At 49.5% G+C, this 12,920-nt stretch carries 8 protein-coding genes and 7 pseudogenes; 9 read left to right on the plus strand and 6 right to left on the minus strand.

What is annotated here, in order from left to right; translation table 11 throughout:
- The first annotated feature begins 140 nt into the window (after window positions 1-140).
- The 4 genes and pseudogenes from ACD630_RS13015 to ACD630_RS13030 form a co-directional block, all read left to right on the plus strand.
- Window positions 141-1,622 (plus strand): amino acid permease, encoded by a 1,482-nt coding sequence (locus ACD630_RS13015; protein ID WP_430359295.1) that lies wholly within the window; start codon window positions 141-143, stop codon window positions 1,620-1,622.
- A gap of 28 nt (window positions 1,623-1,650) precedes the next feature.
- Window positions 1,651-1,923, plus strand: coding sequence for an IS630 transposase-related protein (locus ACD630_RS13020; RefSeq protein ID WP_430359296.1), 273 nt, complete (start codon window positions 1,651-1,653; stop codon window positions 1,921-1,923).
- Window positions 1,886-2,026, plus strand: coding sequence for a winged helix-turn-helix domain-containing protein (locus tag ACD630_RS13025; protein WP_430359297.1), 141 nt, complete (start codon window positions 1,886-1,888; stop codon window positions 2,024-2,026). The genes ACD630_RS13020 and ACD630_RS13025 overlap by 38 nt, the downstream gene beginning before the upstream one ends.
- A gap of 49 nt (window positions 2,027-2,075) precedes the next feature.
- Window positions 2,076-2,429: pseudogene (locus tag ACD630_RS13030) on the plus strand (transposase); the annotation flags it as partial.
- A gap of 206 nt (window positions 2,430-2,635) precedes the next feature.
- Here the strand turns inward: ACD630_RS13030 and ACD630_RS13035 are convergent.
- The 3 genes and pseudogenes from ACD630_RS13035 to ACD630_RS13045 form a co-directional block, all read right to left on the minus strand.
- A pseudogene (locus ACD630_RS13035) lies at window positions 2,636-3,676 on the minus strand (IS481 family transposase).
- Window positions 3,677-3,836: 160 nt separating this feature from the next.
- A pseudogene (locus ACD630_RS13040) lies at window positions 3,837-4,854 on the minus strand (IS5 family transposase).
- 56 nt (window positions 4,855-4,910) lie between these two features.
- Window positions 4,911-5,198, minus strand: coding sequence for a hypothetical protein (locus ACD630_RS13045; RefSeq protein WP_430359298.1), 288 nt, complete (start codon window positions 5,196-5,198; stop codon window positions 4,911-4,913).
- 45 nt (window positions 5,199-5,243) lie between these two features.
- Between ACD630_RS13045 and ACD630_RS13050 the strand changes: the two are divergent.
- A pseudogene (locus ACD630_RS13050) lies at window positions 5,244-5,336 on the plus strand (acylphosphatase); the annotation flags it as partial.
- 7 nt (window positions 5,337-5,343) lie between these two features.
- On the opposite strand, the gene tusE reads toward ACD630_RS13050, so the two are convergent.
- Window positions 5,344-5,673: a sulfurtransferase TusE gene (gene tusE / locus ACD630_RS13055; RefSeq protein WP_291969618.1), complete on the minus strand. Its 330-nt coding sequence runs from the start codon at window positions 5,671-5,673 to the stop codon at window positions 5,344-5,346.
- A 361-nt stretch (window positions 5,674-6,034) separates the two neighbouring features.
- Here tusE and ACD630_RS13060 point away from each other — a divergent pair.
- The 4 genes and pseudogenes from ACD630_RS13060 to ACD630_RS13075 all read left to right on the plus strand — a co-directional run.
- Window positions 6,035-6,907 (plus strand): annotated as a pseudogene (locus tag ACD630_RS13060) (IS630 family transposase); the annotation flags it as partial.
- A 104-nt stretch (window positions 6,908-7,011) separates the two neighbouring features.
- Window positions 7,012-8,052 carry an IS481 family transposase gene (locus ACD630_RS13065; protein WP_430359299.1) on the plus strand — a complete coding sequence of 347 codons (1,041 nt, stop codon included), beginning with the start codon at window positions 7,012-7,014 and terminating at the stop codon, window positions 8,050-8,052.
- A 59-nt stretch (window positions 8,053-8,111) separates the two neighbouring features.
- A pseudogene (locus ACD630_RS13070) lies at window positions 8,112-8,267 on the plus strand (IS630 family transposase); the annotation flags it as partial.
- Between the two features lie 203 nt (window positions 8,268-8,470).
- Window positions 8,471-9,315: pseudogene (locus ACD630_RS13075) on the plus strand (IS5 family transposase).
- Between the two features lie 100 nt (window positions 9,316-9,415).
- Here the strand turns inward: ACD630_RS13075 and lpdA are convergent.
- Both lpdA and aceF read right to left on the minus strand, forming a co-directional pair.
- Window positions 9,416-10,840: a dihydrolipoyl dehydrogenase gene (gene lpdA / locus ACD630_RS13080; protein WP_430359300.1), complete on the minus strand. Its 1,425-nt coding sequence runs from the start codon at window positions 10,838-10,840 to the stop codon at window positions 9,416-9,418.
- 216 nt (window positions 10,841-11,056) lie between these two features.
- Complete coding sequence (aceF, locus tag ACD630_RS13085) at window positions 11,057-12,907, minus strand: pyruvate dehydrogenase complex dihydrolipoyllysine-residue acetyltransferase (protein WP_430359301.1); 1,851 nt, start codon at window positions 12,905-12,907, stop codon at window positions 11,057-11,059.
- Window positions 12,908-12,920 lie beyond the last annotated feature (13 nt).

The following is a 12,920-nucleotide window of genomic DNA, read 5'->3' on the forward strand; positions in this document are numbered from 1 at the left end:
TAACTGCGGCCATTCGACTTTCTTATTGCTAATGATGGCGAGGCAGTTATGAAGCTCTCTTATAACTCGATAATGATAGCGATTCTGTAGAAAACGATTTGCTACAATCCCGCCTCATTTTAGATAGAGCGCAGGATATTATGGGTCTGCAACAATTACATAGCACATCTCAGGGCGCGCCTACGCTGCGCCGTGAGCTTAAAGCGCGGCATCTCACCATGATTGCCATTGGCGGATCCATCGGCACCGGGCTGTTTGTCGCTTCAGGCGCGACCATTTCGCAGGCCGGCCCCGGTGGGGCGCTGCTCTCCTATGCGCTTATCGGGCTGATGGTTTACTTTTTGATGACCAGCCTAGGCGAACTGGCCGCATTTATGCCCGTTTCAGGATCGTTTTCCACTTACGCTGCCAAATACGTAGAAGAGGGTTTCGGCTTCGCGCTCGGATGGAACTACTGGTATAACTGGGCGGTGACGATAGCCGTCGATCTGGTCGCGGCGCAGCTGGTGATGGGCTACTGGTTCCCTGAGGTTTCCGGCTGGATTTGGAGCGCCATGTTTTTAGTCTTGATGTTTCTGCTTAACTACATCTCGGTAAAAGGGTTTGGTGAGGCCGAGTATTGGTTCTCACTGATCAAAGTGGTTACCGTCGTGGTCTTTATCGCCGTTGGCGTGCTGATGATCGTTGGCATTCTGCGCGGTGCAGAGAACGCAGGCTGGCACAACTGGCAAATTGGCGATGCGCCTTTTTCTGGTGGCTTCTCCGCGATGATTGGCGTGACGATGATTGTCGGTTTCTCCTTTCAGGGCACGGAACTGATCGGCGTAGCGGCAGGCGAGTCAAAATATCCTGCGCAAAATATTCCACGTGCCATTCGTCAGGTGTTCTGGCGTATATTGCTGTTCTACGTGTTTGCCATTCTGATTATCAGCCTGATTATTCCTTATACCGACCCCAACTTGCTGCGTAATGATGTAAAAGACATTACGGTTAGCCCGTTTACGCTGGTGTTCCAGAATGCCGGGTTGCTGTCGGCGGCGGCGGTGATGAATGCAGTGATCCTGACGGCGGTGCTCTCTGCGGGTAACTCCGGAATGTACGCTTCAACACGTATGCTCTTTACTCTGGCGCAGGAAGGCAAAGCGCCGCGTATGTTTGCCAAACTCTCGAAAGGCGGCGTCCCGCGCAATGCGCTGTATGCGACCACCGTTGTGGCGGGACTCTGTTTCTTGACCTCGATGTTTGGTAACCAAACGGTCTACCTCTGGCTGCTGAATACCTCCGGCATGACCGGTTTTATCGCCTGGCTGGGGATTGCGATTAGCCACTATCGTTTCCGTCGTGGCTATGTGCAGCAAGGGGTGGATCTTAACGCGCTGCCATACCGCTCGGGATTCTTTCCGATTGGGCCGATCTTCGCGTTTGTGCTTTGTCTGCTGATCACTCTGGGGCAAAACTACCAGGCATTTTTGCAAGATAACATTGACTGGTATGGCGTCACCGCAACCTATATTGGCATTCCATTATTTTTGCTGATTTGGTTCGGTTATAAATTGTCTCGCGGGACGCGTTTTGTTAAATATTCAAAAATGACTTTTCCTGACTTTCACAAATATAGCTAAACGACTTAATTTTGATTACATTATTTAAATGAGCTATTCAATTAATTTTAGACGTAAAGTGATATCTACACGGGAAGAAGAAGGGTTGAGTATCCGAGAAACAGCGAAGCAATTTCGGATTGGCCCTGCCTCTGTATCGCGTTGGATTAATCAAACAGCGTCAAAAGCATCGACCACGCGTCAGCGAAAGATCGATAAATCCGAGTTGATGAAAGATGTTGAACCATATCCAGATGCTTACCAAAAAGAACGTGCAGAGCGTTTTGGCGTTTGTTCAGAAGGCCATTTGGCACGCTCTTAAAAAGTTGGGATTGACCTATAAAAAAACGCTACGTCATCCGAAAGCCGACGAAAGCGCCCGGCGAGCATTTCAACAAAAAATACAACAGTATGAAAAAAGGTAAGCCTATTGTTTTTATTGATGAAAGTGGTTTTTAACACGATACCCCACGGACTCACGGCTATTCCCCAAAAGGTCAACGGTGTTTTGGCCTGAAGAACGGGGGAGCCAAGGGAAGAACAAATGTTATCGGCGCTTTATTAGGCACAACGCTGTTTGCTATCGGATTATTTGATATCAATATTAACAGCGATGTTTTCTATTCCTGGGTCACACAAGTCCTTATCCCAGTACTCCCTAAAAACAGTGTAATCGTGATGGACAATGCAACTTTTCACAAAAAACATAATATTCAACAAGTCATCATCGATGCAGGGTATATGGTGGAGTATTTGCCTACATATTCGCCAGATCTTAACCCCATTGAGCATAAATGGGCACAAGCAAAAAGCGGCTTTGTTGAATAATAGTGAGTCATGCTGTTTTGCCAAGCCAGTTTTGGTAGAAAATGCTTGTCACCTCAGGTTTACAGTTTTCTTATGAGGCCTAACTGCATGATTTTGCGTTGCGAGGATCTGTCGTTTCACCGGGGGTGCAGCATAAAATATGTTTATTTGTACTAGCTCAGACCTGATCTGACAGTTACCGATTATTTATACAGGTGTCTGTCAGATTACATCTGGTTCAGATTCTTTTCTGCCCAGATCCGTTTTCCATCGAGTAAAGTGGCCATCGGCGTACGCCCGCAGCACATTTTTCCCTGATGAGTTCGCTCATTATTGTAATGCTACAACCAGTTGTCCAGATCTAGCTGCAGACTTTCCAGGTCTCCATATAACTTCTTGCGGAACGTAACCTGATAAAAATCCTGCAAAATGGTTTTATGGAAGCGCTCGCAGATGCCGTTCGTCTGCGGAGACATCGCCTTCGTTTTCGTATGCTCGATATCGTTGATAGCCAGATAAAGCTGATAATCATGCTGCTCCACTTTACCACAGTACTCCGTACCCCTGTCGGTCAGTATTCTCAGCACCGGCAGTCCCTGAGCCTCGTAGAACGGGAGTACGCTATCATTGAGCAGGTCGGCGGCGGTGAGCGGTGTTTTATTCGTATACAGCTTGCAGTGTGCCACTTTCGAGTACGTATCCACGAACGTCTGCTGGTAGATACGGCCCATCCCCTTCAGATTGCCCACGTAGAAGGTGTCCTGCGAGCCCAGATACCCGGGATGTGCCGTCTCGATTTCACCACAGGCCTCATCATCGTGCGCCTTCTTCTCCAGGGCTGCGATTTGAGCGTCGGTAAGGACAATGCCTTCTCTGGCGACCTTTTCCTCAAGCGCCTTCAGGCGTTTACGGAAGTTCTCCAGGTCGTGTCGTTGCCAGATGGAGCGCACGCCGCTGCCGGAGATAAATACGCCTTTTTTACGCAGCTCATTACTGGTCCGGTGCTGCCCATGGGGCGGGAACTCAATAGCATAATCAACAACCGCGCGTTCAGTGGCTTCGTCGGCGCGGTTCTTCAGGTTCGGAACCCGGCGGTTCTGGTTAACCAGCGCATCAATGGCGCCTTCAGCAGCCAGTTCCTGATAACGGTAAAATGTATCGCGTGACACGCCCATGCTCTTGCAGGCTTTTGATACGTTACCGAGTTCTTCGGCGAGATTGAGCAGGCTGGCTTTGTGTTTGATAATGGGATTGTTAGTATGAAGCATGAGAGTTACCTCGCGTTTTGTTTAAGGATTAGACACCCATATCAAAACCGGTAACTCTCAACCTTTCAAGGTCCAGTGTCAGATCTAGTCGCGACTAATACAGTTTATTCAACAAAGCCGATCAGAACTTGTAACGACTGCGCCCCATACGGGTCGATTGTTACGTGATGCGAATACTGTTCGGCATTCCTAATAGCGTGATCAGGTTAAGCGCTTTGACCATGGCCATGGCTTCACCCACCTGACCATCGTAGTCTCTCAGACTTAGATGACCACCCAGAAGCCTTTTGAACCGGAACATGGCCGTTTCAGCCACTGAGCGCCGGTGATAGCCCACTTTCTTTTTCCAGATAGCGTTACTACCACTAATGCGCTGATTTGCAACAGCGTGGTTACGCTCGTGGTAGCGATCTTGCCAATATTGCGCCCCCCTTCGTGGCGGGATAAGCGGCCTTATAGCCAACCGACTTAAAAATGATTACAGCCAATGCCCTGATATGTGGCAAAAAAATACAGCTAATTGTTATCAAAATAATGTCGCCTGGCTATATTTTCTTCCTCAGCAGAGCATCATAGCAGTAAACTGTATCGTAAGCGCCGTCAGCCGATGCCTCTCTGATTTTCCGGTGGGTCTGGTTTATCAGCGCCGGTAGAGCTTGGGCATCAGTCGTACCACTGAGCGACAAATCCGCACAGATAATCTCATGCGTCACACTGTCTACTGCCAGGTGCAGCTTACGCCATACCCTGCGTCTGTCGGCACCATGCTGCCGGACTTTCCATTCGCCTTCGCCAAAGACCTTCAGGCCGGTTCTATCAATGACCAGATGTGAGATTTCACCACGGGTTGGCGTTTTTATGCTGATGTTCACTGTCTTTGCTCGCTTGCTGAGCAGCGAATAGTCTGGACAATGGAGCGACAATTTAATCAGTTTAAAAATCGAGTCACCAAAACCCTGTAAAGCCCTCAATGAAAGGCCAAACACGCGTTTCATCATCAGGACTGTGGTGATGGCCATATCTGAGTAGTGGAGCGGTCGTCCACGCCGTTCAGTAGTGTTTTTTTCCGTCCATGCAGCAATGGCTGATTCATCTAGCCATACGGTTAGAGAACCGCGCTGCTTGAGGGCCTTGTTATAAGAGGGCCAGTTGGTGATTTTAAAATTTTGTTTTGCCATGGAGACCTGATTTTGAAACAGCTGTGTTGATCTGCTCCGATGATTACCCAAAAGTTCTATTTATTCAACAAAGCCGCAAAAAGCAAAAAAAGAGAGAGTGGTTGCGATACAGAGATTTTGTTCTCAGTCCATATGGTGTAATCAAAATTAAGTCGGGTGGCTATATTAAAAAAACGCCAAACGGCCTGAGTAGTGGCGAATGTTGTTTTCTGCCCGCAAGCAAGGTCTTTAACGGCTGACGCCAATGGTGCTGCGGGAGTCATGTGTTGCTTAAGCAGACGCTGATAACGCCGGTTAAGGCGGGCATCAATCCCGCCGATGGATAAGTTGAGATCATGCAGCAACGTAATAGCAGATATTGCAAAAGATGTGTAGATACCTATGGGGCTAAAAGGGGGGGAGCGAGCAGTGCTCGTGTTGAGCGCGTTCTTGTCGAGCCCTACGTGATGATGGATTACACGGGTTTTTCAATCCGCTATTAGCCGAATATCAGATACATTTTACCGGCTTAGGTAGTCCTGCAATTTTGGTTGCCTGTTTGGCGGGGCCTTTCGGGAAGAGCCGATACAGGTAGCGGCTATTACCTTTTTCTTCGCCGTACTTTTGTGCCATCGCTTTTACCAGCATGCGAATCGCCGGTGAGGTGTTGAACTCTAGATAGAAGTGGTGAACAAAGCGCACCACTTCCCAATGCGCATCCGTTAACGCGATATCTTCCTGCTTTGCCAGTAGCCGTGCGAGAGACTCACTCCAATCAGCGCTGTTAAGCAAGTATCCCTGTGCATCCGTTTCTATAAAACGCCCTTCAAACTCCAACATAGTGCCTCGTAACCCCTGTTTTAAGCGAAGTGTAGCAAAGAAATTCAGTCGGAAGAATGGGGGAGCAGGGGGGAATAAAAAGGCCTGAGCGGCAGAGACGCCACACTCAGGCCCGTTACATCAATGCAATGATAAAGGCAGAAGCCTCAATCCGGTTAGTCGTTGCGCATGATGCCTAAAATGCTCAACAAGCTCACGAACAAGTTATAGCCAACCGACTTAAAAATGATTACAGCCAATGCCCTGATATGTGGCAAAAAATACAGCTAATTGTTATCAAAATAATGTCGCTTGGCTATATATACCCGTGATCATTGAAGATGCTTGATTTTACGCGGTAAGAAGATCATGCTCACCCACTATGAAGATATTTATTACCGACAAGCAAAAAGCCGAACTCGAACACCTTCATGACACCAGTCGTGATAAGCGTGTTTGTGATCGCATCAAAGCCGTCCTGCTGGCCTCCGAAGGCTGGAGCTCTGCGATGATTGCGCAAGCTCTGCGTCTGCACGAAACGACGGTAAACCAACATATCAACGATTACGTCAACACTCGCAAACTTAAACCTGAAAACGGTGGGTCTGCAAGTCGGCTTTGTGCTGAAAAGACTGCGCTCTTAATCAGCTAGTTATCTCAACATCTCTTCCATCATACCCACGACATCGTGGCTTATGTCGAACATCGCTGGGCTATCCGATTCAGTATTCCCGGCATGAACAAGTGGTTGCACCGTCATGGTTTCTCCTACAAAAAACCGGCGGGCGTCCCCCATAAATTCAGTGAAGAAAATCAGAAGCATTTCATTGAATATTATGAGAATTTAAAGAAAACAGCCGGCAATGAGCCGATTCTGTTTATCGATGCGGTTCATCCGACACAAGCCACAAAGCTCAGTTATGGATGGATACGAAAAGGGTATAAAAAGTCAGTTAAAACAAGGAGAAGTCGAACCCGTCTGAATATACTGGGTGCGCTGAATCTGAGCGATATCGGCGGTACGGTTATTCACGATTACAAAACAATTAATGACTACAACATTGCTCGTTTTTTCATTGAGATACGCAAACGTTACCCTGATTACCGACAGAGAATCCATGTAATACTGGACGGTGCGGGTTATCACCGAACCCAATTGATTAAGGATTGGGCCTTTGTCGTGAACATAGAGCTTCACTATTTACCGCCTTACAGTCCGAATCTGAACGTGATAGAACGCCTGCGGAAAGTGATGATTGTATTAGTCGCGACTAGATCTGACACTGGACCTTGAAAGGTTGAGAGTTACCGGTTTTGATATGGGTGTCTAATCCTTAAACAAAACGCGAGGTAACTCTCATGCTTCATACTAACAATCCCATTATCAAACACAAAGCCGGCCTGCTCAATCTCGCCGAAGAACTCGGTAACGTATCAAAAGCCTGCAAGAGCATGGGCGTGTCACACGATACATTTTACCGTTATCAGGAACTGGCTGCTGAAGGCGGCATTGATGCGCTGGTTAACCAGAACCGCCGGGTTCCGAACCTGAAGAACCGCGCCGACGAAGCCACTGAACGCGCGGTTGTTGATTATGCTATTGAGTTCCCGCCCCATGGGCAGCACCGGACCAATAATGAGCTGCGTAAAAAAGGCGTGTTTATCTCCGGCAGCGGCGTGCGCTCCATCTGGCAACGACACGACCTGGAGAACTTCCGTAAACGCCTGAAGGCGCTTGAGGAAAAGGTCGCCAGAGAAGGCATTGTCCTTACCGACGCTCAAATCGCAGCCCTGGAGAAGAAGGCGCACGATGATGAGGCCTGCGGTGAAATCGAGACGGCACATCCCGGGTATCTGGGCTCGCAGGACACCTTCTACGTGGGCAATCTGAAGGGGGTGGGCCGTATCTACCAGCAGACGTTCGTGGATACGTACTCGAAAGTGGCGCACTGCAAGCTGTATACGAATAAAACACCGCTCACCGCCGCCGACCTGCTCAATGATCGCGTACTCCCGTTCTACGAGACTCAGGGACTGCCGGTGCTGAGAATACTGACCGACAGGGGTACGGAGTACTGTGGTAAAGTGGAGCAGCATGATTATCAGCTTTATCTGGCTATCAACGATATCGAGCATACGAAAACGAAGGCGATGTCTCCGCAGACGAACGGCGTCTGCGAGCGCTTCCATAAAACCATTTTGCAGGATTTTTATCAGGTTACGTTCGGCAAGAAGTTATATGGAGACCTGGAAAGTCTGCAGGTAGATCTGGACAACTGGTTGTGGCATTACAATAATGAGCGAACTCATCAGGGAAAAATGTGCTGCGGGCGTACGCCGATGGCCAGTTTACTCGATGGAAAACGGATCTGGGCAGAAAAGAATCTGAACCAGATGTAATCTGACAGACACCTGTATAAATAATCGGTAACTGTCAGATCAGGTCTGAGCTAGTACAGATAAATGAGCATGCACGGAATAATCGCTATTTTGAAAACACCCGCGATTTTCGGGATGCAATATTCAATTTTTTCAACAATACGCTACCAGAAATAGCGGACTCGCTGACGTCCAGAATTCACGATCGTTTTCAGGTGCTCAAACCTGTATCTTAAGGTTTATTGGGTATATTTGCATTATTTTATTGAATAAAATTTTTCTTGTTGTAGATCAAACATTACTTATTTGGGAGTAGGATTTACAATCAAGTCAGATTAGTCTTAAATGATTCGTATTACAGAGTTTACTAACAATACTAGGCTGTGTCCCTTAATTGCTTGATCTATAGTATCCATCTGTTTCTACGACACTTTTTATTATGGCTCGCTACGATCTTTCTGATGAAGCATGGGCAATCATTGAGCCCTTGTTGCCAACCGTTTTGACATCTCCGCGGGCCGGCCGGCCGTGGGCAGAACATAGAAAAATCTTCAACGGCATGTTCTGGATACTGTGTTCAGGCGCACCATGGCGTGATTTACCTGAACGTTATGGCCCATGGAAAACCGTTTATAACCGTTTCAACAGATGGTCAAAGTCTGGAATTATTAACATTATTTTCAATAAGTTACTTTCATTTCTTGATACTCATGGAGTTGTTGACTGGTCAGCCACTGCGCTGGATGGCAGTAATATCCGTGCGCTCAAATGTGCGGCTGGCGCTCAAAAAAACATCTCGATATTACCAACGATAATAGCCTGGGTCGCTCACGAGGTGGTTATGGCACCAAAATCCACATGGCGACTGACGGAAGCGGCATCCTGCTAAACATCGAACTGAGTGCTGGGCAGGGTCACGAAAGCCTGTTTGCGTTACGACTCCTGGACGGAATTGGCGTGCAACGCCAGAACGGCAGCATGAAGCGTCGTGGCCATGCAGTACTGGCTGACAAAGCCTACTCTGGGAATGCACTACGTAACGAGTTGAAAAAAAGAGGGATAAAAACGGTTATTCCCCGAAAATCAAATAAAAAACTGGCTTCAGATGGACGCTCGTAACTTGATAGTGATGCTTATCGCCGTCGCAACGTTGTGGAAAGGTGTTTTGGCCGTTTAAAGGAATATCGACGGATCGCCACACGTTATGAAAAAATGGCAAGAAACTATCTAGCAATGGTGAAACTGGGCTGTATCCGCTTGTTTTACCGCCGGTTACGCAATTAAGGGACACACCCTAGCGTGCTAGCTTTTGTCGGGGATAAAACAGAGATAAAAAAAATCCGGCGTCTAAGCGCCGGATTTTCATGCCTGCAAACCTGAAAACTTATTTTTTCTTCACTTTTGGGTTCGGCAGGTCGGTGATGCTGCCTTCGAACACTTCAGCCGCTAGGCCAACAGATTCGTGCAGCGTCGGGTGAGCGTGAATGGTCAGTGCGATGTCTTCCGCATCACAGCCCATTTCGATCGCCAGACCGATTTCACCTAGCAGTTCGCCGCCGTTGGTGCCGACAATCGCCCCACCAATAACACGATGCGTTTCTTTGTCGAAAATCAGCTTGGTCATGCCGTCCGCGCAGTCAGAAGCGATGGCACGGCCAGACGCCGCCCACGGGAAGGTCGCCGTTTCGAAGCTGATACCTTTCTCTTTCGCTTCTTTCTCTGTCAGACCAACCCATGCCACTTCTGGTTCGGTGTAGGCAATGGACGGGATCACTTTCGGATCGAAGTAGTGTTTTTTGCCCGCGATAACTTCAGCGGCCACGTGACCTTCATGTACGCCTTTGTGCGCCAGCATTGGCTGACCGACGATATCGCCGATAGCGTAGATGTGCGGCACGTTGGTGCGCAATTGTTTGTCAACGTGGATAAAGCCACGCTCGTCAACTTCCACGCCTGCTTTACCGGCATCGAGGTTTTTACCGTTCGGCACACGGCCGATAGCCACCAGCACCGCGTCATAACGCTGCGGTTCCGCAGGGGCTTTCTTGCCTTCCATCGAAACGTAGATACCGTCTTCTTTGGCTTCTACCGCCGTGACTTTGGTTTCCAGCATCAGGTTGAATTTCTTGCTGATGCGCTTGGTGAAGACTTTAACAATGTCTTTATCCGCAGCCGGGATCACCTGATCGAACATTTCAATCACATCGATCTGAGAGCCCAGCGCATGGTACACGGTGCCCATTTCCAGACCGATAATACCGCCGCCCATGACCAGCAGACGTCCTGGAACGTTTTTCAGTTCCAGCGCATCGGTGGAATCCCATACGCGCGGGTCATCATGAGGAATAAACGGCAGCTGAATCGGACGAGAACCTGCGGCGATGATTGCGTTATCAAAGTTGATCACGGTTTTGCCTTCGGCACCGTCAACTTCCAGCGTATTCGCACCGGTAAATTTACCCAGACCGTTGACCACTTTCACTTTACGGCCTTTCGCCATACCGGCCAGACCGCCCGTCAACTGGGTGATAACTTTCTCTTTCCACAGACGGATCTTGTCGATGTCGGTTTGCGGTTCGCCAAACACGATACCGTGCTCCGCCAGCGCTTTCGCTTCTTCGATAACTTTTGCTACGTGCAGCAACGCCTTAGAAGGGATACAGCCCACGTTCAGACACACACCACCCAGCGTGGAGTAGCGCTCTACCAGTACGGTTTCCAGCCCTAGGTCCGCGCAGCGGAACGCCGCAGAGTAACCCGCAGGGCCAGCACCCAGTACCACTACCTGAGCTTTAATTTCTGTACTCATCATGACCTCTTAATTGATTTCCGGCGGGTCTGTGACGTCATTATTATTGAGTCTTAACGCCCTCTTCCACCGGGACGTGTCTTTTGCCACTGTAGTTTACAAAATCGTTAACAATTTTGAAACAACAAGCAACTAACGATTTGTTCTTAATCACTGACAGCTGTAACAAATAACAGCTTATCAGAAAAAAGCCGACCGTAAGGCCGGCTTTTTCGATTACATCACTAGGCGGCGGATGTCAGACAAGGTGTTGTTGATGATGGTGATAAAGCGAGCACCATCAGCACCGTCAATGACACGGTGGTCGAAGGACAGAGAGATAGGCATCATCAGACGCGGCGTAAACTCTTTACCGTTCCAGACCGGTTCCATCGCAGACTTGGACACACCTAGGATAGCCACTTCCGGCGCGTTGACGATCGGTGCGAAGTGCGTGGTACCGAGGCCACCAATACTGGAGATGGTGAAGCAACCACCCTGCATTTCGCCCGCAGTCAGCTTGCCATCACGGGCTTTCTTGGAGATAGCCATCAGCTCGCGAGACAGCTCGATGATGCCTTTCTTGTTCACGTCTTTAAACACCGGAACCACCAAACCATTCGGCGTATCAACGGCAACACCGATGTTGATGTATTTTTTCAGCGTCAGACGTTGAGCATCTTCAGACAGCGAGCTGTTGAAACGCGGCATCTGCTCAAGCGCAGTCGAAACGGCTTTCATGATGAACACCACAGGGGTGATCTTCACATCAAGTTTGTGTTTTTCCGCTTCGACGTTCTGCTGTTTACGGAACGCTTCCAGATCGGTGATATCGGTTTTGTCAAAGTGCGTAACGTGAGGGATAACCACCCAGTTACGGCTCAGGTTGGCACCAGAGATCTTCTGGATGCGACCCAGTTCAACTTCTTCCACTTCACCGAACTTGCTGAAGTCCACTTTCGGCCACGGCAGCAGACCCGGCAGAGAACCACCGGTCGCTGCGCTCGCCGCAGGTGCAGATTCAGCGCGTTTAACCGCGTCTTTCACGTAAGCCTGGATGTCTTCGCGCAGGATACGACCTTTACGGCCGCTGCCCTTCACTTTCGCTAGGTTTACGCCAAACTCACGCGCCAGACGGCGGATAACCGGCGTTGCGTGAACGTAAGCATCGTTTTCAGCGAACTCGCCTTTGGCATCTGCCTTGGCAGCAGCCGGTGCAGGTGCAGCGGCTTTCGCCGGTTGCGCTGCCGGAGCGGCTTCTTGTTTGGCGGCAGGCGCAGCGCCTTCCACTTCAAATACCATGATCAGCGAGCCGGTTTTCACTTTGTCGCCAGTGCTGACTTTGATCTCTTTCACAGTGCCCGCGAACGGTGCCGGAACTTCCATAGAGGCTTTGTCGCCTTCTACGGTGATCAGAGATTGTTCAGCGGCAATTTTGTCGCCGACTTTCACCATCACTTCAGTGACTTCAACTTCGTCGCCGCCGATATCCGGTACGTTCACTTCTTTCGGATCAGATGCCGCAGCGGCAGGAGCAGCAGCCGGCGCCGCTTGCTGGGCCGGAGCTGCCGCGCCAGCAGCGCCTGCGACTTCAAACACCATGATCAGCGAGCCGGTTTTCACTTTGTCGCCGGTGTTAATTTTGATCTCTTTCACCACGCCCGCGAACGGTGTTGGCACTTCCATGGAAGCCTTGTCACCTTCCACAGTGATCAGCGACTGCTCAGCGCTCACGCTGTCACCCACTTTCACCATGATTTCAGTAACTTCAACTTCATCACCACCGATATCCGGCACGGCCACTTCTTTCGCTGCGCTGGCGGCTGCCGCCGGAGCCGGTGCCGCAGTTGCCGCACCCTCAGCGTCGAAGACCATGATCAGTTTGCCCGTCGCCACTTTATCGCCGACAGCCACTTTGATCTCTTTCACCACGCCAGCCTGAGGAGAAGGCACTTCCATGGAGGCTTTGTCGCCTTCCACGGTAATCAGCGACTGTTCAGCTTCTACTTTGTCGCCCACCTTCACAATCACCTCGGTGACTTCAACTTCATCTGTACCGATATCCGGTACGTTGATTTCGATAGCCATTACTCTTTCCCTC

The organism is Symbiopectobacterium sp. RP (assembly GCF_050472005.1).
GTDB lineage: Bacteria > Pseudomonadota > Gammaproteobacteria > Enterobacterales > Enterobacteriaceae > Symbiopectobacterium.